At 62.1% G+C, this 22236-nt stretch carries 27 protein-coding genes; 11 read left to right on the plus strand and 16 right to left on the minus strand.

Annotation, left to right across the window (positions count from 1 at the left end; genetic code table 11):
• Nucleotides 1-155 precede the first annotated feature (155 nt).
• The 3 genes from CUR33_RS02745 to folE2 form a co-directional block, all read right to left on the minus strand.
• Complete coding sequence (locus CUR33_RS02745; protein WP_160086246.1) at nucleotides 156-392, minus strand: hypothetical protein; 237 nt, start codon at nucleotides 390-392, stop codon at nucleotides 156-158.
• Nucleotides 389-883 (minus strand): GNAT family N-acetyltransferase, encoded by a 495-nt coding sequence (locus CUR33_RS02750; protein ID WP_289238634.1) that lies wholly within the window; start codon nucleotides 881-883, stop codon nucleotides 389-391. The genes CUR33_RS02745 and CUR33_RS02750 overlap by 4 nt, the downstream gene beginning before the upstream one ends.
• A gap of 61 nt (nucleotides 884-944) precedes the next feature.
• The gene (gene folE2 / locus CUR33_RS02755) at nucleotides 945-1835 is read right to left on the minus strand and encodes a GTP cyclohydrolase FolE2 (protein ID WP_289238635.1); all 891 of its coding nucleotides are present in this window, start codon (nucleotides 1833-1835) and stop codon (nucleotides 945-947) included.
• A gap of 75 nt (nucleotides 1836-1910) precedes the next feature.
• On the opposite strand from folE2, the gene dksA reads away from it, so the two are divergent.
• Genes dksA through CUR33_RS02770 form a run of 3 tightly spaced genes read left to right on the plus strand, consistent with a single transcriptional unit; the run spans nucleotide 1911 to nucleotide 4200 of the window.
• Entirely contained in the window at nucleotides 1911-2336 is a 426-nt protein-coding gene (dksA, locus tag CUR33_RS02760) for an RNA polymerase-binding protein DksA (RefSeq protein ID WP_167144160.1), read from the plus strand.
• A 14-nt stretch (nucleotides 2337-2350) separates the two neighbouring features.
• On the plus strand, nucleotides 2351-3556 hold the full coding sequence (zigA, locus tag CUR33_RS02765) for a zinc metallochaperone GTPase ZigA (protein ID WP_289238636.1): 1206 nt from the start codon (nucleotides 2351-2353) through the stop codon (nucleotides 3554-3556).
• Nucleotides 3556-4200 (plus strand): DUF1826 domain-containing protein, encoded by a 645-nt coding sequence (locus CUR33_RS02770; protein WP_289238637.1) that lies wholly within the window; start codon nucleotides 3556-3558, stop codon nucleotides 4198-4200. The genes zigA and CUR33_RS02770 overlap by 1 nt, the downstream gene beginning before the upstream one ends.
• Nucleotides 4201-4333: 133 nt before the next feature.
• On the opposite strand, the gene CUR33_RS02775 is transcribed toward CUR33_RS02770, so the two are convergent.
• On the minus strand, nucleotides 4334-4687 hold the full coding sequence (locus CUR33_RS02775; RefSeq protein WP_090250956.1) for an NADH:ubiquinone oxidoreductase: 354 nt from the start codon (nucleotides 4685-4687) through the stop codon (nucleotides 4334-4336).
• 143 nt (nucleotides 4688-4830) lie between these two features.
• Between CUR33_RS02775 and CUR33_RS02780 the strand changes: the two genes are divergently transcribed.
• The gene (locus tag CUR33_RS02780; RefSeq protein WP_289238638.1) at nucleotides 4831-5868 is read left to right on the plus strand and encodes a CobW family GTP-binding protein; all 1038 of its coding nucleotides are present in this window, start codon (nucleotides 4831-4833) and stop codon (nucleotides 5866-5868) included.
• Here CUR33_RS02780 and CUR33_RS02785 read toward each other — a convergent pair.
• Nucleotides 5788-6147, minus strand: a complete 360-nt coding sequence (locus tag CUR33_RS02785; RefSeq protein ID WP_289238639.1) for a hypothetical protein — start codon at nucleotides 6145-6147, stop codon at nucleotides 5788-5790. The genes CUR33_RS02780 and CUR33_RS02785 overlap by 81 nt on opposite strands.
• 114 nt (nucleotides 6148-6261) lie before the next feature.
• On the opposite strand from CUR33_RS02785, the gene CUR33_RS02790 reads away from it, so the two are divergent.
• A complete protein-coding gene (locus CUR33_RS02790; protein WP_289238640.1) occupies nucleotides 6262-7140 on the plus strand; it encodes an alpha/beta fold hydrolase in 879 nt (292 codons plus the stop codon).
• Nucleotides 7141-7145: 5 nt separating this feature from the next.
• Nucleotides 7146-7505 (plus strand): DUF7079 family protein, encoded by a 360-nt coding sequence (locus CUR33_RS02795; protein ID WP_289238641.1) that lies wholly within the window; start codon nucleotides 7146-7148, stop codon nucleotides 7503-7505.
• A 6-nt stretch (nucleotides 7506-7511) separates the two neighbouring features.
• Here the strand turns inward: CUR33_RS02795 and CUR33_RS02800 are convergent, their stop codons facing one another.
• From CUR33_RS02800 to CUR33_RS02825, 6 genes are all read right to left on the minus strand, one after another.
• A complete protein-coding gene (locus CUR33_RS02800; protein WP_282874558.1) occupies nucleotides 7512-7913 on the minus strand; it encodes a DUF3301 domain-containing protein in 402 nt (133 codons plus the stop codon).
• A gap of 48 nt (nucleotides 7914-7961) precedes the next feature.
• A complete protein-coding gene (locus tag CUR33_RS02805; protein WP_289238642.1) occupies nucleotides 7962-9500 on the minus strand; it encodes a sensor domain-containing diguanylate cyclase in 1539 nt (512 codons plus the stop codon).
• A 64-nt stretch (nucleotides 9501-9564) separates the two neighbouring features.
• A complete protein-coding gene (locus tag CUR33_RS02810; RefSeq protein WP_090250937.1) occupies nucleotides 9565-10050 on the minus strand; it encodes an acyl-CoA thioesterase in 486 nt (161 codons plus the stop codon).
• Nucleotides 10051-10113: 63 nt separating this feature from the next.
• Nucleotides 10114-10845, minus strand: coding sequence for a substrate-binding periplasmic protein (locus tag CUR33_RS02815; RefSeq protein ID WP_289238643.1), 732 nt, complete (start codon nucleotides 10843-10845; stop codon nucleotides 10114-10116).
• Between the two features lie 55 nt (nucleotides 10846-10900).
• Nucleotides 10901-12268: a glutamine synthetase family protein gene (locus tag CUR33_RS02820; RefSeq protein WP_289238644.1), complete on the minus strand. Its 1368-nt coding sequence runs from the start codon at nucleotides 12266-12268 to the stop codon at nucleotides 10901-10903.
• Nucleotides 12269-12358: 90 nt separating this feature from the next.
• Entirely contained in the window at nucleotides 12359-13750 is a 1392-nt protein-coding gene (locus CUR33_RS02825) for an aspartate aminotransferase family protein (protein ID WP_289238645.1), read from the minus strand.
• Between the two features lie 122 nt (nucleotides 13751-13872).
• Between CUR33_RS02825 and CUR33_RS02830 the strand changes: the two genes are divergently transcribed.
• From CUR33_RS02830 to CUR33_RS02845, 4 genes are all read left to right on the plus strand, one after another.
• Nucleotides 13873-14643: an SDR family NAD(P)-dependent oxidoreductase gene (locus CUR33_RS02830; protein ID WP_289238646.1), complete on the plus strand. Its 771-nt coding sequence runs from the start codon at nucleotides 13873-13875 to the stop codon at nucleotides 14641-14643.
• Between the two features lie 123 nt (nucleotides 14644-14766).
• Nucleotides 14767-15420 carry a GntR family transcriptional regulator gene (locus tag CUR33_RS02835; RefSeq protein ID WP_090250924.1) on the plus strand — a complete coding sequence of 218 codons (654 nt, stop codon included), beginning with the start codon at nucleotides 14767-14769 and terminating at the stop codon, nucleotides 15418-15420.
• Nucleotides 15421-15500: 80 nt separating this feature from the next.
• The gene (locus tag CUR33_RS02840; protein ID WP_282874568.1) at nucleotides 15501-17105 is read left to right on the plus strand and encodes a tetratricopeptide repeat-containing response regulator; all 1605 of its coding nucleotides are present in this window, start codon (nucleotides 15501-15503) and stop codon (nucleotides 17103-17105) included.
• Nucleotides 17102-17794 carry a sensor histidine kinase gene (locus CUR33_RS02845; RefSeq protein ID WP_289238647.1) on the plus strand — a complete coding sequence of 231 codons (693 nt, stop codon included), beginning with the start codon at nucleotides 17102-17104 and terminating at the stop codon, nucleotides 17792-17794. The genes CUR33_RS02840 and CUR33_RS02845 overlap by 4 nt, the downstream gene beginning before the upstream one ends.
• A gap of 63 nt (nucleotides 17795-17857) precedes the next feature.
• Here CUR33_RS02845 and CUR33_RS02850 read toward each other — a convergent pair whose 3' ends face one another.
• Nucleotides 17858-18268 (minus strand): SMI1/KNR4 family protein, encoded by a 411-nt coding sequence (locus tag CUR33_RS02850; protein ID WP_090250916.1) that lies wholly within the window; start codon nucleotides 18266-18268, stop codon nucleotides 17858-17860.
• 131 nt (nucleotides 18269-18399) lie between these two features.
• On the opposite strand from CUR33_RS02850, the gene CUR33_RS02855 reads away from it, so the two are divergent.
• Nucleotides 18400-18993, plus strand: a complete 594-nt coding sequence (locus tag CUR33_RS02855) for a hypothetical protein (protein ID WP_289238648.1) — start codon at nucleotides 18400-18402, stop codon at nucleotides 18991-18993.
• Between the two features lie 3 nt (nucleotides 18994-18996).
• Here the strand turns inward: CUR33_RS02855 and CUR33_RS02860 are convergent, their stop codons facing one another.
• The 4 genes from CUR33_RS02860 to CUR33_RS02875 form a co-directional block, all read right to left on the minus strand.
• Complete coding sequence (locus CUR33_RS02860) at nucleotides 18997-19365, minus strand: VOC family protein (RefSeq protein WP_090250911.1); 369 nt, start codon at nucleotides 19363-19365, stop codon at nucleotides 18997-18999.
• A 137-nt stretch (nucleotides 19366-19502) separates the two neighbouring features.
• Nucleotides 19503-20348: a Tim44 domain-containing protein gene (locus CUR33_RS02865; protein WP_090250906.1), complete on the minus strand. Its 846-nt coding sequence runs from the start codon at nucleotides 20346-20348 to the stop codon at nucleotides 19503-19505.
• Nucleotides 20349-20452: 104 nt separating this feature from the next.
• The gene (locus CUR33_RS02870) at nucleotides 20453-21031 is read right to left on the minus strand and encodes a TetR/AcrR family transcriptional regulator (protein WP_289238649.1); all 579 of its coding nucleotides are present in this window, start codon (nucleotides 21029-21031) and stop codon (nucleotides 20453-20455) included.
• A 103-nt stretch (nucleotides 21032-21134) separates the two neighbouring features.
• The gene (locus CUR33_RS02875; RefSeq protein WP_289238650.1) at nucleotides 21135-22223 is read right to left on the minus strand and encodes a TRAP transporter substrate-binding protein; all 1089 of its coding nucleotides are present in this window, start codon (nucleotides 22221-22223) and stop codon (nucleotides 21135-21137) included.
• Nucleotides 22224-22236: the final 13 nt, after the last annotated feature.

The following is a 22236-nucleotide window of genomic DNA, read 5'->3' on the forward strand; positions in this document are numbered from 1 at the left end:
GGCGGGGGAGGCGGCGGTTGGTAGGAAGCTTCTGTGGGAGGGGCTTGAGCCGCGACTAACGTTGATCGCGGCTACGACTGCATGGATGCAGGAGGTAGAGCGGAGCAGGATGCCCAAGCCGAAAGCCCCTCCCACACATCATGACCTCAGCAACGCTAAGGCTTTCGAGTTTCCTGCAGCTTGGCCAGCAAGGCTTCGCTCTTCGCCAACTGCTCGGCTTCACTGAGCTGCGGGTTTTCCAACACGCTGTCGAGTTGTGCGATCAGCTCGCTCTGCCGGTTGATCCGCTCATCGAGTTTTTCCAGTTTGCGCTGGTTGTACCAGCTCCACAGTGCCAGGGCGCAGGCGGCCAGCACCACGGCGGTTAGCACGATAATCGTCAGGGTGTTCATCGCAGCTCCAGAGTTTTGCGCATCAGCATGCGCGGCAAGTTAACAGTGCCGCGCGTCACCGTCTGTGCCTGCTGCACAGAAAATCCCTGACCGGCAAAAAACGCCTGGGCCACTAGGCTGGCTTCGGTAAACAGCTCGCGCACCTCCGCCGCGCGCAAGCGTTGCTCGGCAGCGGCATACAAGGCGCTGGCCACACCCTGGCGGGCATAAGCGGGCGCGCAGTACAGCAGGTCGATATAGCCATCCAGGCGAAAGCCGATAAATCCGGCCATTGAGCTGCCATCTTCGGCGATAAGTAAATTAAGTGACATCAAACGTGTTTGCCAGACCGATAGGTCTGCAACCTCGGGAGACCAGGCCTGTCGCTGCGCTGCGTCGTAATGCTGGGTGGTCAACTGGCTGACCGATGCCTGAAACAGTGCGACCAGGGCGGGTAGATCCTGAGGTTGGTAGGCCCGTAAGTTGAATGCGGCGGACGGCTGGGTTGTCATCGGAGTGGCTGCAAGGGTTTGCCCGGCAGGTTAGCGCCGCGTATGGGCCAGGTAAATCGCCTCAGCGCCAGTTCCACGTGCTGGCGGCAACGGCATCGTGGGCGTGCAGGCTTTCCGCGTGCACCACGCGTAGGTGAAAGGCGCTGAAGGCCGGTTGTTCGCGCAGGGCGCTGTGCAGGCGACGGGCGGCGTCTTCGCAGAACATCAGGTTTTGCCCGTTGGCCAGGGCAAAGGCCTGCTCATCGGCGCGCTTTACCGCCGTCTGCACGGCGGTGCCGAGGGCTTGTTCGGCGGCGTCGATCAGCGCAACCAGCGGCAACTTCGCGCTGTCGCCGTGCAGGCGCACTTGCAAAGTGGCGGTACTGCGTTGGCTATGTGGTGTAGCAACGATGCCCTGGGTTGAGCCGAGCCAGGCCAGCAATTGTGCGTGGTCCAGCGGCTGGTTGGCGAAGTCCTCGACAAAGCGCTGCTGAATCAGCTGGCGCGCCAGGGCGGCGGAGCAAGGGCAGGTCGAGGAATAGGTCACTTCTACCTGTAGTTCCACGTGAAACCCCCATGAATCCTGGCGTGCACGCACTTCGAAGGGGTAGGCCTTCCAACCTGAGAGGGGGCTGACCAGTGCTGGGCGGTTGAGCAAGGCCTCGCCGCGCAAGGTAATCGATGCCTGCTGCGACAAACCCTGATGACTGTCGAGAAACTCGCCCAGTAACTCTCGCAGCGTCGTCGGGTTCAGTTCGCGCTGTTCCAGCGCATGCAGCGCCAGGTAGAGGCGCGACATATGGATGCCGCGCGCATTGCCATAGTCCAGGCTAACCCCGATATCGGCGCGGGCATGGATGTGTTGCTCAGCCAGTTTGATCGGCAGCGCGATGCCCTGCATGCCGACCCAGTCTAGGGCCAGGACGTGGGCAGGCGCTTGCGTGGCTATGTCCGGCAAGGTCAGTGCGTTCATCAGAAATCAGCCCTCGGCTGTGGGTTTAAATGTTATGTTATAACAAGTAAATTACAAAGCCAGCGAATCCTGACGATGACCGAAACGCCGCTTACCCACGCCGAACTGCTCGCCCAGCCGGCAGATGACTACATGAATGCCGCGCAGCAGCAGTTCTTCCGCGCGCTGCTGCTCACCCAGCGCGGCGAGCTGCAAACCCGCATTGCCGAAGAGTTCGAAGGCCTGCGCGAGCGCGAAACCAGCAGCGATCCCGCTGACATTGGCAGCGCCGAAGAGCAACGCCAGTGGCAACTGCGCTTGCTGGAGCGGGAAAAAAAGCTGCTCGACAAAATCGACGAAGCCCTTGAGCGGCTGGCCCGTGGTGAATACGGCTGGTGCGTGGAGACCGGCGAGCCGATTGGCCTCAAGCGCCTTTTGCTACGGCCTACCGCCAGCCTGTGCATCGAAGCCAAAGAGCGTCAGGAACAACGCGAAAAACACCTGCGCCACGCAGAATTCTGATGGAGCCTGAAACCATGACCAATCGTCTTCCCGTAACCGTGTTGTCCGGCTTTCTCGGCGCCGGTAAAAGCACCCTGCTTAACGCCATTCTGAAAAACCGCCAGGGTTTAAAGGTGGCGGTAATCGTCAACGATATGAGCGAGATCAATATCGATGGCAGCGAAGTTCAGCGCGATGTCAGCCTGAACCGCGCCGAAGAAAAGCTCGTGGAAATGAGCAACGGCTGTATCTGCTGCACCCTGCGCGAAGACCTGCTGGAAGAAGTCGGCCGCCTGGCCCGCGATGGGCGTTTCGATTACTTACTCATCGAATCCACTGGGATCAGCGAACCGCTGCCGGTGGCGGAAACCTTTACCTTCCGTGGTGAGGACGGCCAGAGCCTGGCCGATGTGGCGCGCCTGGACTGCATGGTAACGGTGGTCGACGGGGTGAACTTTCTGCGCGATTTCCATGAGGCCGAAAGCCTGGCCAGCCGTGGCGAAACCCTCGGTGAGGAGGACGAGCGCTCGATCACCGACCTGCTGATCGAGCAGGTGGAATTCGCCGATGTGCTACTGATCAGCAAGATCGACCTGATCAGCAGCCACGAGCGCGAAGAGCTAATGGCCATCCTCAAGGGCCTCAACACTCACGCCGAAATTGTGCCGATGGCCATGGGCGCGGTGCCGCTGGAGAAAATCCTCAACACCGGTCGTTTCGACTTCGAGCGCGCCGCCCAGGCACCGGGCTGGCTTAAAGAGTTGCGCGGTGAACACATTCCGGAAACCGAGGAATACGGTATTGCTTCCACGGCTTACCGGGCGCGCAAGCCGCTGCATCCCGAGCGCTTCTTCAACTTTATTAATCGTGAATGGACCAATGGCCGCTTGCTGCGCAGCAAGGGCTTTTTCTGGCTGGCCAGCAAATACCAGGAGGCCGGCAGCTGGTCCCAGGCGGGCGGTTTGATGCGTCACGGCTTTGCCGGGCGCTGGTGGCGCTTCGTACCCAAGGCGCAATGGCCGACCGACGAAGAAGGGCTACAGGCAATTATGAAAAACTGGCAGGCGCAAACCGGCGACTGCCGTCAGGAGCTGGTGTTTATCGGCCAAAACATCGACTTCGCTCTGCTGACCGCCGAACTGGATGCCTGCCTGCTGACCGATGCGGAAATGGCCCTGGGCGTAGATGCCTGGCAGGCGCTGCCCGACCCGTTTGGCCCCTGGCATGAGGAAGCTGCCTGATGCTCGCGCCTGTGCTGCGCCATCCGCTGCAGCAGGTCAGCAGCGAACAGATTGATGTGCTTGGCGAGGTACTGCGTGACGAGGTCAACTTGGCCGTCTGGCAACGCCAGTTGCCGGCACAGATCAGTGATTTCGCCAGCGCTTTGCTGGCTCAGGGCGAACCGCTGGGCCACTCCATGGTGCTGGAGTTGGCCAGCCCGGAGAGTGAGCCGAACCTGAGCGGTCTGGTCGATGGCTACAGCGATCTGCCGGGGCAGGCGGCCTTTTTGCAGGACGTTAGTTGGCTGATCAGTGCTTTTGCCTGCCTGTTCGATGCCAAACGCATCGGCCTGCGCCTGCGTATTCTCGACAAGGCCATGTGCCCGCGCTTTCACGTTGACCACGTGCCGGTGCGGCTGATTACCAGCTACGCCGGGGTTGGCAGTGAGTGGCTGCAGGAGGGCGTAATGGCGCGTCGTCGCCTCGGCGACCCGGCCGCCGAACCCAGCGATGCCGCGTTGATCGAGCACGCCGAGGCGGGCCATGTGCTGCTGGCCAAGGGCGAGAAGTGGATTGGCAACGAGGGCGGCGGCTTGATCCACCGCTCGCCGCAACCGCCGGCCGGTGAGCGGCGATTGCTCTTGACCCTGGACTGGCTGGCTTAAATTTCAGGCAAAAAAATAGGCTGCGAGAAAGCAGCCTTAAGCACCAGAAAGGCACACCGGCGCGTGACCCGGCATGCAGGGGTGAGGTACCCAAGGCCACTAAAACATAGACAGGATTACGCTTTGATGACGGTTAGCGCGCCATCCATACACCCTTGCTCTGCTGCTCGCAGAAGGGCTTGAGGTAGGTGGCGTCGCTGGCCACGCCGTAATAATGCACATCCTGCTTATAGGGCGTGCCGCCCACCGTTGAATTGCGGCATACGCCGAAGGAGCCCATCGGGCACTGCTCGACAAACTCCACCTCGACCTTCTGCCCCTGCAGCTGCGGCTGGCAGAAACCGGTGCGGAACAGGTTGGGCGGGATGCTACGGTTCTGCTGGCAGACCTTCACATCCAGGCGCTCGGCCTGGCTATGCACCACACAGGCTTCACCCCAGGCCAGGCCGGACAGTGTGAACAGGCTCAGCAGCAGAAAAACGCGCATCCATTGACCCTCTGAAAATATGCCGGCGACTCTAGCATGCTGTTTTTAATCAGTCTGCGTAGGCCCGCTCTAACGATGCTCTACACCGCTAGAATGGCCGCAGCAGGACTCTTCTTCTCGATAGACAGTGGCAAGCGCCGACCATGCTGAAAAATATCCCTACCCACCTAATTGCCGGCCCCCTGGGTGCTGGCAAGACCAGCCTGATCCGTAATCTGCTGGCGCAGCGTCCGGCGCACGAACGTTGGGCGGTGCTGATCAATGAATTCGGCCTGGTTGGTTTGGATGCCGCGCTGCTGACCACCGATGACGATGGCGTGGCCCTGGGCGAAGTGGCGGGCGGTTGCCTGTGTTGTGTCAACGGCGTGCCGTTTCAGGTTGGCCTTGGCCGGCTGTTGCGCAAAGCCAAACCGCATCGCCTACTGATCGAACCGTCCGGCCTCGGCCATCCTCTGGTACTGCTTGAGCAACTGCGTGAAATGCCCTGGGCTGAGGTTTTGGCGGTGCAGGCACCGCTGCTGGTGCTGGACGCTCAGGCCCTTGCTGCGGGTGAAGCGCTGCCCGATAGCCAGCAGGCGACGCTTAGCCGTGCCGGGCTGCTGCTGTTGAACAAGGCCGAAGATCTAGATGAAGCAACCAAGGCGCGCATCCAGGCGCAACTGCCCGCGCGCCCGATTTATTGGACCAGTCAGGGTGCCTTGCCGCTCGCAGCGCTGCCCGGCTTTAGCGTCCAGGCCGATGGCGACGCTATGCCGGATAACCTGCCCACGGCCGCGGCGCCATTGCCACAACTGTGGCGCAGCTCAAGCGAGCCGATCTGCCAGGTGCAACAGCAGGCCGAAGGCTGGAGCATCGGTTGGCGCTGGCACCCCAGCCAGCAGTTCGAGCTGATGCGTGTACAAGAGTGGCTGAGCAGCTTGCCCTGGCGCCGCGCCAAGCTGGTGCTGCACACCAATGCCGGCTGGCTGTCCGCCAACGCCCTTAACGCTGTTGCCCTGCATTGGCAAAACAGCGAATGGCGCAAGGACTCGCGGCTGGAGCTGATCTTCAGCGAAGCGCAGGAGGTGTCGGCGTTGCAGGCCGGGTTCGCGGCTTGTGCATTAGCGCCAGAGCATTTCGGCCAGGCTGCCGAACAGCAGAATCAGCACAGCCAGGGCGCTGATACGCAAAGCCAGGGGTGAGGTGATCCACTGCAACGCCTGCTGTTTGGGTACTTCACGCAGTGCATGCCACTCTTGGCGGAACGCAGGGTCGATGCGCAGGGCAAATAGCCTGTCGCGGTACAGCAGGTGCCGAGCGTGGCTCATCTGACTGTAAAGCGGTAGGCGAATAGCAAAGTGCAGTTCGCCGTCTGCGGCGCGTCCCATGTCCAGTACATGGCAGTCGATGCCGGCGCTGCTGAGTTGTTCTTGCAGGTGCTCGATAAAGCCTGCATGGCTGGATTCCATTAAAACAAACACCCTGACGTCCTCCTTGATAGGTCTGCGGCCAGGATGCCGGAGTCAGATAGAACTGACGAGTCCTCTGGCGATGCGGATAATCCCCACCTGAATACGATCACGCAAGGCACGCTCATGCATCTCCACCCCTGGTCACACGACAGCAGCGCCGGCTTTACCTTGCGCGGTTGGCATTCACCGCCTTCGGGCAAGCCCGTGCTGCATTTTCTGCATGGCAACGGCTACTGCGGTCGGGTCTACACACCACTGCTGGCGCTGTTGGCCGAGGATTTCGACCTGTGGTTATGCGATGTACAGGGGCATGGTGAGAGTGATCACGGTGGCCGCTTCCACGGTTGGAACCGCAGCGCCGAACTGGCGGTAGAAGCTTTTAACGCCGGGCGTGAGCGGTTTGGCGGTGCGCCGGCTTATGCCTTGGGCCACAGCTTTGGCGGGGTGTTGACCAGCCTGATCCTGGCCCAGCAACCGCAACTGTTTCAGCGTGCGGTGTTGCTTGATCCGGTGCTGTTCAGCCCAGCGATGATCGGCGTTATGGCGCTGTCCGATGTTGTGGGCCTGAGCCGGCGCACCACGTTGGCCAGCAAGGCGCTCAAGCGCCGCAGCAGCTGGCCAGATCGCGCCGCTGCGTATGACGCGTTGCATGGCCGTGGGATGTTCCGTGGCTGGACCGAAGAAGCGTTTGCCGCGTATATCCAGCATGCCTTGAAAGACAGCGACAAGGGCGCCGAGCTGCGTTGCCGGCCAAGTCGCGAAGCCGATATTTTCAGTTCCTTTCCCAAGCGCCTGTGGCCGTCACTGGCCAAGGTGACGACGCCGACGCAGGTTCTTTATGGCGAGCGCAGCTACCCCTTTGTCGCTAAATCGGTGGCACGTTGGTGCGCCAGTAACGCCCAGGTCAGCGCCCATGTGGTACCCGGCGGACACTGCTTTATGCAGGAGCACCCGATCGACAGCGCCGCGCGGGTTACGCATTTTTTGTTGCAGCGCGATTAAGCCCGATGAGCTGCCGTGAGGATGCCTGGCTGGCGCTCTCCGAGCTGTGGCTGGACACTGAGCTGGATGAGACGGCGCTCCGATCTATCGCCACGCGGTTGCGCGCCAGTGGTTTGAGCCTGGATGAATTGCAGCAGATCTACGCGTATGAGGTGGCACCGCAGGTCTGGCTTAACCACTGGGCCGTCGCCGGGGTGTGGGAGGGGTTCGAGGCGCAATGGCTGTTTGCGGGTTGCCGACGCAATCAGTTGGGCGGGCGTTGGCATCGGTTGAAATGCCGCGTGCTACGCCGGTCGATGACCTACGGCTGTCGCGCCGAATGGCAGCAGATCTTGGTCTTTCTGGCTGATCGGGATTTTAACTAGTCGGCCTTAATGCGGCGTGTTGTTGTCCGAATCCTGACGCTGACTGCGCCACTGCTGCATCTCAATCACCTGAGCGCTGGGTGCCGGCGGCTCACGGAAAGGGTGCGGCGCCAGCTCGATACGCCCCAGCTGTTTGCCAAACAGGGTGATGCTGCCGACATGCCGCTGCTCGCCGGTGACGGTGAATTCGAAGCCATACACCCGCGCCAAGCGCTTGCGCCCGCGTGCATCGGGTAACAGGGCGAGCCGCCGCAGGGCGACATTCTCATCCAGCAACTCGATGTCGGATTTGGCGCAATGTTGTTTCACCAACCCCAGTGCGTGTTCACGCAGACCATGGGCATGCCACAACCAGGCGCACGCGGTGGCGAACAGCATCAGCAGAAATACATCGAAGAGGTCGATCATGGCGGCTCCGGCGGCAGGAGGCTGAGCTTAACAGAGCCTGTCGTTCGCTTACGCATCCACGCAGACACGGTTTCGCCCCTGCGCTTTGGCGTTGTACAGCTGGGTGTCTGCGCGTTGCAGCAGCTGTTGCAGGCTGTCACCGGGACGGGCGCAGGTCAGGCCGATGCTGACGGTGGCGTGCAACGGGCCCTGAACGGTGGCGAGGGGCTGCGCGTGCAGGGCGTTGCGTAGCCGTTCCAGGCGCTGCTGCGCAGCGTTGAGGTCGCTGTCGGGCAGGAGGATGACGAATTCTTCACCGCCGAAGCGGGCGAACAAGTCGGTGCTGCGCGCCTGCTGCCGGCACAGTTCACTGAACGCCACCAGCACCTGATCGCCGACGGTATGGCCGTATTGGTCGTTGACCCGTTTGAAGTGATCGAGGTCGAGCATCGCCAAGCACAGCGGGGTGCCTTGGCGTTGATTACGGCTCAGCTCGTGTTCGGCACGTTGCTGGAAGGCGCGGCGGTTCAGGGCGCTGGTTAGCGGGTCGGTGGTGGCGAGTTGGCGCAGCTGTTCTTCCAGGGCCTTGCGCTGGCTGACATCGCGGATCTCGGCGACCTGCTGCTGCGCTTCGGCCAGGCGCGCGATGCTCAGCTCGGCGGCGAATGGCTGGCCGTCCGCACGTTGAGCAAGCAGGTCGTGGGGACGACCATCAGCCTGTTGCAGCAGTTCGCTGAGCGGCTGTTGGCTGCTGCTGTCGAAAAGCCGCGATAGCGGTTGGCCGAGCAGTTGCTCACGGGTTTGCGCAAACAGCTGTTCCAGCTTGGGGTTGCTGTCGATGATGCGTTCGCCGTCGAGCACCATCACCCCGGCGTTGCTCACGCTCATCAGGCGTTCGAAACGTTCGGCGTTGGCAGCGGCCTGCAGGGCGTTACGCTGGCTGTCGGCGAGGATGCGGCGCATGGTCAGCAGTACCAGGCCGACCAAGGCCACAAGCCACAGGGGAATGCCGAAGTTGTAGGGCAGCAGGTAGCTTACCGAGCGCGTGACGTCGTCATGGACGATGCCTTGCAGGCCATCGTGCAGGCCAATCAAGCCGCGCAGCAAGGTGACCAGGGCATAACCCAGCAAGGCGATGGCGACAAACTGGCAGACGCCGCGCAGTTCCACCTCGCTGGGCGCACGCCATAGCGCCCAGCAGGCTTGCAGGGGCAGCAGGCCGCCAATGGCGGCGTACAGCGCGACGAGGTATTCCGAGTTGATGGGGCTGAGCCACCAGTGCCAGCTCAGTGCCAGGCTCATCAATCCGGCGCTGGCGGGTACGGTCCACCAGGGCAGCGGCAGGCCGAGAAAGCGAAACACGCCGAGCAGGATGATCGCCTCGCCGGCCAGTTGCAGGGCATTGCCAAGAATATTCAGCAGTTTGCTGCCACTGGCCATAAAACCCATGAACAGCAGGATGCCGATGATCAGGGTCCAGCTGCCCAGCATCCACAAACCGGGGCCCCGGTAGGGGCGGGAGAAATACCAGAGCCCGCTGCAGGCAATGGCGCTCGCCAGCATCAGGTTCAGGCCCAGCAGCATGGGGGAGAAATACAGGCTTTCCATGGCCTTACTCGGTGTTATGCACGGGGCGTAATTGTGCCGCTGGCGTGTGGTGTTGTCTGCTCGTTCAGCTTTTTTCTTCGTTCAGTGCCTGGTAGCGCTGTTGCAGTTCGTGGCGGATCTGCCGGCGTTGCAGGGCCTGGCGCTGTCGCCGCAAGGCGTCCGCAGTGGTCGGCTCCAGGGCGGGAATGGGCACCGGCTTGCCCTGTTCATCCACCGCCACCATGGTGAAGAAGCAGCTGTTGGTGTGACGCACCGAGCGTTCGCGGATGTTTTCGGTGATCACCTTGATGCCGACTTCCATCGACGTACGCCCGGCGTAATTGACCGAGGCGAGGAAGGTCACCAGTTCGCCAACATGAATGGGCTCGCGAAAGATCACCTGATCCACCGACAAGGTGACCACATAGCGCCCGGCAAAACGGCTGGCACAGGCGTAGGCGACTTCATCGAGGTATTTGAGTAGGGTGCCGCCGTGCACATTGCCGGAGAAGTTGGCCATGTCCGGGGTCATCAGTACGGTCATCGACAGCTGGGCGTTTCCGGGTTCCATAGCGGGCTCTGTGCTGGGTTTGTGGCAACCATAGCAGGTGCAGGGGCAGGCCCGCGCGGTTGATCAGGGCAATCCGAACTGCTGGCGCAGCTGGTTGAGCATGGGGGCCTGCTCGCTCAGGAAGTGATCGAAGCGTTTGATCAGCTGGTCATACCGGTAACTGCTCAAGTGAAAGCTGGTGGTGATCTGCGGTAATTGCGGGTCACGCTGCAGTTGCTGCGGTGCGATGCCGAGCAGTTGCATATGGTGTTCCACCACCTGCGGGTTGGCGTAGATGGCATCCAGGCGGCCCCGTTCGAGCATGCGGATCAGGCTCTGGATGTCCTGCACTTCCACCAGTTCGATGCTGTGTTGATCCAGCAGTGGTTGCCAGGCCTCGGCGGTAAAGCCGCGCACGATACCCACCCGTTTGATCGCATTCAGGCCCTGAGCGAGCTGCTCGCGGCGTACCAAGGTGGCGTCGACGATCTCCACCACGGCTTGGCTGTAATACAGCGGCTGGCCGTCACGGGCTTTACGGGGCCAGGCCGGATTATCGGGGAACAGCAGGTCGAGGCTATGTTCACCCAGCATATTGCGGTACAGGCGGTTGACCGGTTGCGGGCGCAGTTCCAGTTCAAGGCCTTCGTGCTTGGCGAAGGCCTGCAGCAGGGCGATGCAGTAACCGTCGTAGGCCTGCCCCTCTAGAGCCTTGTAGTAGGGATAGTAGTCGTGGTTTTCCAGGCCAACACGCAACGGCTGGGCCAGGGCAACTACGCTGTACAGCCAGCAGACCAGGATAATGCAGAGGCGCATGGGCCACTCCAGGGTGCTCCGATCCAATACAGCGTAGCCTGCGCCGCCGTTGTCGTCAGGCGTGGGTCAGGTACCAGCGCCAATCCTGCTCGCCGACTTCGCCCATAAACTGACGGAACTCGTTCCATTTGATCGCCAGGAACACCTTGAGGAAGTCCTCGCCGAGTGCGTCCTTGGCCCAGGCCGAGTTCTCCAGCGCGCGCAGGGCGGTCAACCAGTCGGTGGGCAGGGTTTCACGGGCCTGCTCGTAGCCGTTGCCGATGATTTCCTCGCCCGGATCGATCTGGTTGCGGATGCCGTGATGGATGCCGGCAAGGATCGCCGCTGCCGCGAGATAAGGGTTGGCATCGGCGCCGCAGATGCGGTGCTCGACGTGGCGGCTCTTGGCCGGGCCGCCGGGCACGCGGAACGACACGGTGCGGTTGTTCACGCCCCAGCTCTTGGCCAGCGGCGCGTAACTATTGGCCTGGAAGCGGCGGAAGGAGTTGGCGTTGGGGCAGAAGATGGCCAGGGCATCGTTGAGCGTGGCCATCATGCCGCCGATGGCGTGCTTGAGCAGTGGCGTGCCGTGTGGGTTTTCGGATGCCATCAGGTTGTTGCCGTCGGCATCCGCCAGACTGACATGCATGTGCATCCCACTGCCAGCCTGGTCGCCGAACGGCTTGGCCATAAAGCAGGCCTGCAGCCCGTGTTTGTTGGCCACGCCCTTGACCAGGCGCTTGTAGCGCACGCCTTCATCCACCGCTTGCAACGCGTCGAAGCGGTGCTCCAGGGTCAGCTCCAGCTGGCCGGGCGCGTATTCAGATATCGCCGTGCGCACTGGCAGGCCCTGCACTTCGCAGGCGGCGTAGAGGTCGTCGAGGAAGGCTTGCTGCTGCTCCAGCTCCAGCACGCCATACACCTGTGGTGCCTGCGGGCGCACGCCGTTGGCTTGCAGCGCCGGCTGCGGACGGCCATTGGCGTCGCGGGTCTTGTCCAGCAGATAGAACTCCAGCTCGACCGCCATTACCGGGTGGTAGCCGTCGGCCTTGAGCCGGTCGATGGCGCGCACCAGCACATGCCGTGGGTCGGCCGGCGCTGCCGGCAGGCCCTGGGTCGGATGCATGCTCACCTGCAACTGACCGGTGGGCGTGGTGCGCCAGGGTTGCAGGGTCAGGCTGCCGGGCAGCGGGTAGGTCCAGCAGTCGGCGTCGGCGACTTCCCAGACCAGGCCGCTTTCTTCAACGTCCTCGCCCTGAATGGTCAGCGCCAGGATCGAGCTGGGCAGCGGCCGGCCGCTCTCATAAATGGCCAGCAGCTCGTCGCGGTGCAGCAGCTTGCCGCGTGGGATGCCGTTGGCATCGATCAACATGAGTTCGATCAGACGCACGTCGGGGTGGGCGGTAAGGAAATCGCGGGCTTCCTGGGGATTGGCGAATTGCATGGTGATTCTCACAGTGAGTCGTCAATTCGTGGGAGGCGCTTTAGCGGCGATTGTCGCGGCTGAAGCCCCTCCCACAGGCTGATCGATGAGTTACTCGCGGGCGCCGGGGATGGCCAGCAGTTCGGTCAGGGCCTGGTCGAGCATGCTGATCAGCTTGTCCACATCGTCGGCAGTGGTGCTTGGGCAGCACAGGGTCATGTTGTGGAATGGGGTGATCAGGATGCCGCGGTTGATCAGGTACAGGTGCAGGGCCATCTGCAGCTCGTCGTGGAACGCTGCCTCGGCTTCGGCGCCAGTTTTCGGCGACACCGGGCAGAACTGGAACTCGCTGCGCGCGCCCAGCTCGGTCACCGACCACCTGAGGTCGTGCTTGCCGATCAGCGTGCGGAAGCCATCCGCCAGGCGCTTGGCCAGCGGCAACATGTGCGCGTAAGCGGCCTCGGTCATTACCTGTTCCAGGTTGGCGCGCATGCAGTGCATGGCCAGGGCGTTGGCCGACAGGGTGGTGCCCATGCCGCTGTGGCCGTGGCCATGGCTGCCTTCACTGGCGCGTTTGCGCGCTGTGGTCATGGCCTCGGCCATCGCTGCGCTGCAGCCGAAGATGCCGCAAGGCACGCCGCCGGCAATCGGCTTGCCGACCACAAAGAAGTCCGGGTCGAGGTTCCACAGCTTCGTGCAGCCACCCATATCGGTGGAGATGGTGTGGGTTTCGTCGATGATCAGCAGCGTGCCGTATTTGCGGGTCAGCTCGCGGCACGTCTGCATAAAGCCCGGCTCGGGCAGGACCATGCCGATGTTGGTCATCGCTGGTTCGCAGATCAGGGCGCAGACGTCGCCCTGGGCCAGTGCGGCTTCCAACGCTGCCACATCATTAAACGGCACGGAGCGGCTGTACTGGGTCAGGTCGTAGGCCTGGCCAACCAGGCCGGAGCGCGGCACGGTTTCGCCGTCGATGCAGCGCACCATCACGTCATCCACGGTGCCGTGGTAGCAGCCGTCGAACACCAGCAGGGTTTTGCGCTGGGTGATCGCGCGGGCCCAGCGCAGCACGTAGCGGTTAGAGTCGGTGGCGGTGGCGGTGACCTGCCAGAACGGCAGGCCGAAGCGCGCGGCCAGCAGCTCACCGCAGACCACCGCATCCTCGCCGGGCAGCATAGTGGTCAGGCCGTTGTTGCCTTGTTCGGCGATGGCCTTGGCGATCGGGTCCGGGGAGTGGCCGAACATGGTGCCGGTGTCGCCCAGGCAGAAGTCGATGTATTCGTGGCCGTCGACGTCATAGAAGCGTGCGGCCTTGGCCCGCTCGACAAACAGCGGCACCGGTGTCGACCAGTCGGCCATCCAGTGCATCGGCACGCCGCCGTACAGCGAGTGGCGCGCACGCTCGGCCAGGGCCACGGATTTTGGATTGCGCGCGATAAAGCGCTCACGCTCACGTTGGGCGAAGGTTTCTACGGCGGATGGGTGGATACCACTGGCAGTCATGTTGAACACCTCGTTCGAATATCTGCACATGCTATTTTGTGATCACAGAAAACTCAAGCATTGGTTTGATTGGGCTTTATTGCTAGATTATCGCCATATTTGTGATCACAGGATTCTATGAAATGGTCTTTCAACAGCACGTTGCGTTAATCAGCGGCGCGGGCAGTGAATCCGGTATCGGCCTGGCGATCGCGCGCCGGCTGGGCCGTGCCGGTGCGCGAGTGTTGTTAACCGCCAGCAGTGCGCGGGTCGAGCAACGGGTCGCTGAACTATGTGCAGAAGGTATTCAAGCACGGGGTCGCGCCGCTGACCTCACTGATGAGCAGCAGGTCGCTGAATTACTCGACTGGGCCCACGCACAGTGGGGGCAGATCGACATTCTGGTGAACAATGCCGGCATGGCCATGCAGGGCAGCCCCGAACCGTTTGCCGAGTTGGCGGACATGGACCTGGCGACCTGGAACCTGTCCATCGCGCGCAACCTCGGCACGGCATTCTTGCTCACGCGCGCGGTCCTGCCAGGCATGCGTGCACGCGGCTACGGGCGCATCGTCAATATCAGCTCGACCACCGGCACCCGTGGCAGCAACCCTGGTGAGGCGGCCTACAGCGCGGCCAAGGCTGGCATGCTCGGCCTGTCCATGGGGCTGGCGCTGGAAGTGGCCAAACAGGGCATTACGGTCAACAGCGTGGCGCCGGGTTGGATTGCCACCGGCTCCAGCACCGACGAAGAACGCCATGCCGCCGAGTACACCCCGCTGGGTCGCGCCGGTCGGCCTGACGAAGTGGCAGCGGCGGTAGCCTTCCTTGCCTCGCCGGAGGCCAGCTACATCACCGGTGAAGTGCTGGTGGTGGATGGCGGTAACTGCCTGATCGAGAACAAGGCGCCGTGAACCAGTAGAATTCATGCCGCCGCTCAATTGCGGCGCTCTTCGTTAGAAGGAATACCCATGCGTAACTGCTCGCTGACACTTGCCCAACTCCCTGCACCGCCGGCACAAGGATGCTGCTGAACCATGGCCGATAACCTGCAAGATCAACTCTACCAACGTATTCGTGAAGGCCTGCTGGCTGGGCGCTTCCAGCCCGGTGAACGCTTGAAAATTCGTGATCTGGCGGCCGAGTGGGGCACCAGCCCGATGCCGGTACGCGCCGCCTTGCAGCGCCTGGTCGCTGAGGGTGCGCTGGAAGGCGAGCCACAGCGCTCGGTGCGAGTGCCACCGATGACCCGCGAGCGTTATCAGAACATTTTCCAGGTGCGTCTGGGGCTTGAAGGTCTGGCTGTAGAACTGGCCACCCCGCGCCTGACGCCGGCCGACCTGGCTGAGCTGCGTGACTGTGTGGCGCGCATGGATCAGGCCATCGAGCAGCGCCAGGTGCAGGCTTACCTGAATGCCAACAGCCAGTTTCACCTGCACCTCTACAGCGCGTGTGGCAACCCGGTGCTGTTGCGCAGCATTGAGTCGTTGTGGCTGCAGGTTGGGCCGTTTTTCAACCAGCTGTTCACGGGTGCGGACCTGTCGTTGCGCCTTAACGACTTTCACGAAGAGGCCTTTACCGCCATCGAAGCCGGTGATGCCAAGGCTGCGCGCCAGGCCATGGAACAGGACTTGAGTTACTTCGCGCGTTTTCTTCTCAATTTGCTTGATCTGGAATCCGGCCAGCGTTGAGTGGACGCTGCCTTGCTGGCAGCGGGTGCACCGACAACTACACTGATTCGACTCTGAGACGACAGCACAAGGGCTCCTCAATGCTGGAATACGGCAGTAAACGCATCCTGATCGTCGATGATTTCACCGACTTTCGCAGTTCGCTTAAGTCCATGCTGCGTGACATGGGTGCGCGTGATGTGGACACCGCCGATCGCGGTGAAGAAGCCCTGAGCATGTGCCGCAACAAGCGCTACGACATCATCCTGCATGACTACAACCTGGGCGGCGGCAAGAATGGTCAGCAGGTGTTGGAAGAGTTGATCGCCGGCAAGCTGATCAGTCATCAGTGCATCTTTGTCATGGTCACCGCCGAAAGCAGCCAGGCCATGGTCCTCAGCGCCCTTGAGCATGAGCCGGATGCCTACCTGACCAAGCCGTTCAACCGCGCCAGCCTCGATCAGCGCCTGGACAAACTGGTGGAGCGCAAAACTGCGCTCAAAGGCATTCTTCAAGGCCTCGACAAACAGGACCCGGCCGCCGTACTGGAGGCCTGCAAAACCCTCAGCCAGCAGGACAAGCGCTACCTGCCCTTGTGCCAGCGCTACCAAGCCACGGCGCTGCGCGAGCTGGGGCGTCTGGATGAGCTGGAGCAGCTGCTCAATGGCGTATTGGCCGAGCGACCGTTGCCCTGGGCGCAGGTGGCGCTGGCCGGCCTGATGCACAAGCGCGGCGAGTTGAGTCGTGCGCAGAGCCTCTACGAGAAGGGTTTGCAGCTATTCCCGATGATGCCGGCACTGTACGACGGCCTGGCCGCCGTGCTGCTGGCGCAGGGCGAGAGCCAGCGCGCTCAGCAAGCCCTGGAAGATGCGGTCAAATTGGCTCCGCTGGCGATTCGCCGGCAGATGCAGCTGGGCAAACTGGCGCTGGATAACCAGGACTTCGACAGCGCCGGGAAGGCCTATCGACAAGCCATGGAGCAAGGTCGCACCTCCAAATTCAAGAGCCCGGAAAACTACCTTGGTCTGGCCCAGGCGATCACCGCCCAGGCCGGTGACGGCTCGCTCGATAAGCGCTTGCAGATCGAGGTCAGTCAGGCTCTCGGTGAGCTGGATAAAATCTATGCCCATGACCCCAATGTGCAGGTGCGCTCACGCCTGGCCCTGGCCAGCAGCCTGAATAAATCCGGCGAGCCCAAGCGTGCTGCGCAACTGGCCGCCGAAGCCGCTGCGGCGATGGAAAAGCTGCCGCAGCTGTTCGCCGCCGATACTGCCCTCAGCGTCGCCAGTCAGTTGCGCGCGCTGGGCCAGACGGCAGCCAGTGATGCGTTGCTGAAAAGTTGTGTCGAGGTATACGGCGACGACCCGCAGGTGATGCAAGGCGTGGCCCGGCAGACTGACAACGCCGAGATTCTCTCTGGCGGTAAAGAGGCCGTGGAGCTCAATCGCCAAGGTGTGCGCTGCTACCAGCAGAAGCAGTTCGACGAGGCGCTCCGGTTGTTCCGTCAGGCCTTTGCCCTGCAACCGAAGAACATCAGCATCGCCCTCAATACCGCACAATCGCTGTTGCAATCGGCCAGCGGCGAAGCGTCTGCCGCTTTACTCGAGGAGTGTCGGCGCTGCCTGGCCGTGGTCAGCCAGATGCCCGAGACGGATGCCCGGCATGCGCGTTACCTGCAACTGCAGCGGCGAGCGTCCGGCCAATGAGTGATTCCCCCGGAGGACTGGACTTCTCCACGGTGATCGCCTCCACCGTACACGACATGAAAAACTCCCTGGCTATGCTCACCCGCGCCCATGCGCAGTGGCAGTCGCAGCTGCCGCCTGAGCAGCAGCAGGCCAGCGAGCAGGGCGTGATCGAGTACGAGTTTGCCCGTCTCAACGGCATGCTGGTGCAACTGCTCGGCCTGTATAAGCTCGGCGTTAACCAGCTGCCTATGCGCCCCGGTTATCACGAGGTTGAGGATTTTCTCCAGGCCCAGCTGGCGCGGCACTTCGAGGTGCTGCAAAGCCGGCAGATCAGCGCACGCTGCGAGGTGGAAAGCTTCGATCTGATGGGCTTCTTCGATGAAGAGCTACTCGGCTCGGTGGTCGCCAATATCATCACCAACTCCATCCGCTACGCCCACAGCGCCTTGCTGATTCGGGCCTGGGAGGAAGGCGGCAAGCTGGTGCTGGCGATCTGTGACGACGGCCAGGGCTACCCGCAGGAGATGCTCAGCCAGCAATCCAACTACGTCCTCGGCCTCAAGCACAGCACCGGCAGCACCGGCTTGGGCCTCTACTTCGCCGGGCGCATTGCCGAGCTGCACGAACGCCACGGTGTGCGCGGGTATATAGAGCTGGCCAACGGCGCACCGCTGGGTGGAGGGGTGTTCAGGATTTATTTGCCCTGAAACGACTGCGGCCCTGCGGTGTGTATAACGCCGCAGGGCCGCACGTAAGGCCGTAAAAAACGCTTAGCTTTCCAGCCAGACGTCACGCACCCAGTGCCAGACCGATTCCCAGGTTTCGTCTTCGTTGATTTCGCCGGTTTCCGCTTCCCACAGCAGCACGGTGCCGTCTTCTTCGACCACGTAGTAGTTGCCGTGGTCTTCGCACAGCGGCACGAATTCGCGCGGTACGCCCAGCGACCAGGCGGTGGCGGCGACTTCCGGTAGGTAGGTATGCGACTGCGGGTCGCTGGCGGTTACCGGTTCCAGGCGGCCGTAGACCACATCGCTGACCTGCAGCAGGTATTCGCGCAGGGCGAAGGGCAGATGGATAAGGATCTGCTCCTGAATCTCCACCAGGGTTTCTTCTTCCGGCAACTCCAGCGGGACGGGCACCGGCTCGTTGAGTTCGCGCAACTGTTCGATGACTTCTTCCAAGGGGTTAGCCTCTTTTGCAGGTAATACGGGAGCGTCTTATACCTTAGACGGGTCTAAGCAAAAAGCTGGCACAGTGCTATTGTTCATGTGGACAGTGCGTCAATTTTTGAACGTCATTAATTGGTCGAGTCATGAAAAGTGAAACGCAAGAATCGGAAGGCGGTGCGCTCAGCGAGGAGGAGCGGCTCCAACTGCTGACCACCGCTGGCAAGCGCAACCGGCTGTTTATCCTGGCGTTGGCCGGGGTGCTGGGTAGTCTGATGCTGGTTTCGGTTGGACTGAATATTCACAGCGTGTTCAGTGCCGGTGATGGGCCGCGTATTCAGGTGCTGGAAAAAAAGCTCCTGCAGATTGAGCAGCAACTGGCCGTGCAGCAGACCGCATTGAGCAATCAGGAAGAACTGCTGGCCAGCCAGCAGGCATCGCAGCTGACCGGAATGTTCGAGCGCGTGGAGAACCCAGACACCATCGCTGAAGTGAGCAAGGTATTGCAGGCTCAGGAGCGTGATTATCAGCAAGTGATGCAGGGGCTGAAGGCCGGTATGCGTGATTTGGCCAATATGCTGCCGGGTTCGCGCAGCTGGCTGGCTGATTACAACGAAATGATTGACCGCGCTGAACTGAACAGCCGTCAGCGCCGTGAAGAAATCCAGGCATGGAGTGAAAAGGCCCAGCAGCCAGCCCCGGCGGCCAAGCCGCCGGGTACCAGCGTCGATCCGGGCTAGCGGTTAGCCCATGTGGAAGAAGGCCAGTTTATTGCCGTCCAGGTCACGGAAATAGCCGCCATAGAAGCCCGGTATGCGTTCGCCCGGCGCCCCTTCGTCGCTTGCGCCTAACGCGATGGCTTTGGCGTACAGTTTGTCCACACCCTCGCGTGATCCGCCTGGCAGCGCGATCATCTGGCCATTACCTGGCGTCGGTGCTTGCTTGTCATGGGGAATACAGATGGCAAACATCGGCTGCCCCTTGGCGATGCCATAGAACGCGATGCGGCCCAAATCCATGACGATTTTGGCACCCATCTCTGCCAGCAAAGGGGTGTAGAACGACTTGGCTTTTTCCATGTCGGTGGTGCCCACAGTGGTGTATCCGATCATTGCTTAATCCTCAGGGTGGTGTGCTTGGCGCGGATCAGATTGCACTTTGAGTAGGCCGCGCGCCAGTCCATACAGTTGCTGAATGATAGACAAAGAAAACCCGGGACTTGCCCGGGTTTTCTCAGCATAGCGAGGGATCAGCCGTTCTGGCGGATACCGGCCACCAGCCACGGCTGGTTGTCACCAACAGCACGCTCCAGGCGCCAGCTTTCGCTGAACACTTCGCCCTGGTCAAAGCGCGAGGTCTTGGCCACGCCGGTGAAGGTCAGGGTGGCAACGGTCTTGTCGCTCAGATCATCGACACCATCCAGCTGCACATCGAGGTTATCGACGTAGGTGGATTGGAAGCCATCGCCCAAGTCGGCACGCTCGCGGCTGAGGAATTCCAGCAGCTGTGGGGTGACGAACTCGGCGATCTTGTCCATCTCGTTGGCATCCCAGTGCTGTTGCAGACTGAGGAAGTGCTCACGACCGGCGCTGATAAAGCTCTGCTCGTTGAACCAGGCCGGGGCATTGATCACCGGCTTGATCGCAGCCGCTGCACTGCTGCCGCCGAAGATCGAGGCTGGAGCCGCTGGCATTTCACGCTGCATCGGTGCGCCGTTGGCAGTCGCCGGGCTGGCTTGCTGACGACGGGCGGCGAGGAAGCGGAACAGCAGGAAGGCGATCAGGCCGAAGATCAGCATGTCCATGATCTGCAGGCCTTCGAAGCCGTCACCCATAAACATCGAGGCCAGCAGACCACCTGCGGCCAGACCGGCCAATGGGCCCAACCACTTCGATGCACCGCTGGCTGCTGCAGGCTGACGGCCGGCCGCTGCAGGTGCTGCACTTTGCTGGGCTGGCGCTTGGCGAGCCTGGTGGCTTGGCGCGGAACCGAAGGATTTGCCGCTGCCCATACGTTTGGCTTCGGCGTCGAAACTCATGGTGGTCAGTCCCAGGCTGAGGAACATGGCCAGGGCGATGCTAAGGAAACGCTGCATGGTTAGCTGTCTCTTGGTGATTGGATCTACGCGCGGCATCTTGCCCGGCGTGAGCGGCGCTGGCTAGGCCTAGAATGTTTCGAGCTTTTGCCCGTGCGCCTGAGTCAGCGGCGCAGCAGCACCAGTAGCGGCCCGCAGCGTAACTGCCGGCGCAGCAGGGCGCGGAAGTCGGCGGGGTTTTCCTCGGGGTGGCGCAGCCAGTGGATAAAGCAGCGCAGGTACACGCCGGTCAGCAGGCTTTCCTCGGCGATACGGCACAGGTGCAGGGTTTCCCGCCGCGCCGCTTCACGCCACCACTGCACGGTGCGGCTGATGCGCAGCAGGCCGCCAATTTGCAGGTGGATATGCCCCGGTTCCAGCTTGTACAGCAGCATTTGTCCGCTCACTGCGCGGTGCGCGGCCAGGCTGTCGAGCCAGGCGATCAGCAATTCTTCCAGGCGTTTGGCCGGCTCTAGCGTCAGCAGGTCTGCGTCGTTGCCGCGCGCCAGCAGGGCCTGGTCGGCACGGTCGAACCAGGCTTCCACCAGCTGATCCTTCTCGCGGTAATGCACGGCGATGGCATCCAGGCCCACACCCAGGTCGGCAGCCACATCGAACAGATGCAGGCGTTCCCAGCCGCAAACATCGGCCAGTTGCAGGGCGCTATCGAGTATCTGTGACGCGGAGACAGTTGCGCGTTTCATCGGCTCACCTCGCCATGCAGTATGGGCGGCGAGCGCCGTCGGGCTGATCTGAAACGACAAACGGAACCCGAAGGTTCCGTTTGTTTGTGCGTGTGGCGGGTACTTAGCGCCAGTTGTACAACTCTTTCTCCGACAGCTGGTGCATCTGGCTGACTTGGGCCTGGAAGGCCTGCATCGAAGCCCAGATGCGCCCATTCAGCTCGCTCTGCGCGGCCAGTTCGCCGAGCACCACGGCGGACTCGCGCTGCATTGCGGCCAACACGTCGTCGGGAAAGCGCTTGAGCAGGGTGCCTTGTTGCTTCAGCTCATCCAGAGCCATGGCGTTGTGGTAGACGTAATCGTCGAGCATGTCCTGGCTGGCGGCGCGGGCCGCTTCCGTGAGGATTGCCTGCAAGTCTGCCGGCAGACTGTCGAGGGCCTTCTGGTTGACCAGCAGCTCGAGTACCGCCTGGGGTTCCTGCCAGCCTGGGTAGTAGTAGAACTTGGCTGCCTTGTGCAGGCCAAAGGCTAGGTCGTTGTAGGGACTGACCCAGTCGGTGGCATCGATGGCGTTGGTTTGCAGAGCGGTGAATACCTCGCCGCCTGGCAGGTTCACGGTAGTCGCGCCGAGTTTGCTCAGCACTTCGCCGCCCAGGCCTGGCATGCGGATCTTCAGGCCCTTGAGGTCATCCAGCGAGTTGATTTCCTTGTTGTACCAGCCGCCCATCTGCATGCCGGTGTTGCCCACGACCATCGGTTTTACGCCATAGGGAGCATAAGCTTCATCCCATAGCGCCTGACCGCCGCCCTTGCTCAGCCAGGCGTTCATTTCGCTGGTAGACAGGCCAAACGGCACAGCGGTGAAGAACTGCGCCGCCGGCACCTTGCCCTTCCAGTAATAGGCCGCGCCGTGACCCAGCTCGGCGGTGCCGCGTGACACGGCGTCGAACACTTCCAGCGGCGGCACCAGTTCGCCACCGGCATACACCTTGATGGTCAGGCGGCCGTTGCTCATGGCCTTGACCCGCTCGGCCAAACGCTCAGCGGCGGTGCCCAGGCCGGGGTAGTTCTTCGGCCAGGCGGTGACCATCTTCCAGTGGAAAGTCTGTACCGGCTCGGCGGTAGCTTTTGGCGCGGCAGGTTCTTCCTTGCAGCCGGCGAGCCCGAAAGCGGCGAGCAGGGCGCTGGCGAGCAGCAGAGGGCGGCGGATCATGGGGGCTCCTTGT

The sequence above is a fragment of the Pseudomonas sp. FEMGT703P genome, from assembly GCF_002786345.1.
Lineage (GTDB): Bacteria > Pseudomonadota > Gammaproteobacteria > Pseudomonadales > Pseudomonadaceae > Aquipseudomonas > Aquipseudomonas peli.

Bases quoted from the DNA above. Each gene is read 5' to 3' on its own strand.
- CUR33_RS02745 (WP_160086246.1), bottom strand. From the start codon at position 392: ATGAACACCCTGACGATTATCGTGCTAACCGCCGTGGTGCTGGCCGCC.
- CUR33_RS02750 (WP_289238634.1), bottom strand. From the start codon at position 883: ATGACAACCCAGCCGTCCGCCGCATTCAACTTACGGGCCTACCAACCT.
- folE2 (WP_289238635.1), bottom strand. From the start codon at position 1,835: ATGAACGCACTGACCTTGCCGGACATAGCCACGCAAGCGCCTGCCCAC.
- dksA (WP_167144160.1), top strand. From the start codon at position 1,911: ATGACCGAAACGCCGCTTACCCACGCCGAACTGCTCGCCCAGCCGGCA.
- zigA (WP_289238636.1), top strand. From the start codon at position 2,351: ATGACCAATCGTCTTCCCGTAACCGTGTTGTCCGGCTTTCTCGGCGCC.
- CUR33_RS02770 (WP_289238637.1), top strand. From the start codon at position 3,556: ATGCTCGCGCCTGTGCTGCGCCATCCGCTGCAGCAGGTCAGCAGCGAA.
- CUR33_RS02775 (WP_090250956.1), bottom strand. From the start codon at position 4,687: ATGCGCGTTTTTCTGCTGCTGAGCCTGTTCACACTGTCCGGCCTGGCC.
- CUR33_RS02780 (WP_289238638.1), top strand. From the start codon at position 4,831: ATGCTGAAAAATATCCCTACCCACCTAATTGCCGGCCCCCTGGGTGCT.
- CUR33_RS02790 (WP_289238640.1), top strand. From the start codon at position 6,262: ATGCATCTCCACCCCTGGTCACACGACAGCAGCGCCGGCTTTACCTTG.
- CUR33_RS02795 (WP_289238641.1), top strand. From the start codon at position 7,146: ATGAGCTGCCGTGAGGATGCCTGGCTGGCGCTCTCCGAGCTGTGGCTG.
- CUR33_RS02800 (WP_282874558.1), bottom strand. From the start codon at position 7,913: ATGATCGACCTCTTCGATGTATTTCTGCTGATGCTGTTCGCCACCGCG.
- CUR33_RS02805 (WP_289238642.1), bottom strand. From the start codon at position 9,500: ATGGAAAGCCTGTATTTCTCCCCCATGCTGCTGGGCCTGAACCTGATG.
- CUR33_RS02810 (WP_090250937.1), bottom strand. From the start codon at position 10,050: ATGGAACCCGGAAACGCCCAGCTGTCGATGACCGTACTGATGACCCCG.
- CUR33_RS02815 (WP_289238643.1), bottom strand. From the start codon at position 10,845: ATGCGCCTCTGCATTATCCTGGTCTGCTGGCTGTACAGCGTAGTTGCC.
- CUR33_RS02820 (WP_289238644.1), bottom strand. From the start codon at position 12,268: ATGCAATTCGCCAATCCCCAGGAAGCCCGCGATTTCCTTACCGCCCAC.
- CUR33_RS02825 (WP_289238645.1), bottom strand. From the start codon at position 13,750: ATGACTGCCAGTGGTATCCACCCATCCGCCGTAGAAACCTTCGCCCAA.
- CUR33_RS02830 (WP_289238646.1), top strand. From the start codon at position 13,873: ATGGTCTTTCAACAGCACGTTGCGTTAATCAGCGGCGCGGGCAGTGAA.
- CUR33_RS02835 (WP_090250924.1), top strand. From the start codon at position 14,767: ATGGCCGATAACCTGCAAGATCAACTCTACCAACGTATTCGTGAAGGC.
- CUR33_RS02840 (WP_282874568.1), top strand. From the start codon at position 15,501: ATGCTGGAATACGGCAGTAAACGCATCCTGATCGTCGATGATTTCACC.
- CUR33_RS02845 (WP_289238647.1), top strand. From the start codon at position 17,102: ATGAGTGATTCCCCCGGAGGACTGGACTTCTCCACGGTGATCGCCTCC.
- CUR33_RS02855 (WP_289238648.1), top strand. From the start codon at position 18,400: ATGAAAAGTGAAACGCAAGAATCGGAAGGCGGTGCGCTCAGCGAGGAG.
- CUR33_RS02860 (WP_090250911.1), bottom strand. From the start codon at position 19,365: ATGATCGGATACACCACTGTGGGCACCACCGACATGGAAAAAGCCAAG.
- CUR33_RS02865 (WP_090250906.1), bottom strand. From the start codon at position 20,348: ATGCAGCGTTTCCTTAGCATCGCCCTGGCCATGTTCCTCAGCCTGGGA.
- CUR33_RS02870 (WP_289238649.1), bottom strand. From the start codon at position 21,031: ATGAAACGCGCAACTGTCTCCGCGTCACAGATACTCGATAGCGCCCTG.
- CUR33_RS02875 (WP_289238650.1), bottom strand. From the start codon at position 22,223: ATGATCCGCCGCCCTCTGCTGCTCGCCAGCGCCCTGCTCGCCGCTTTC.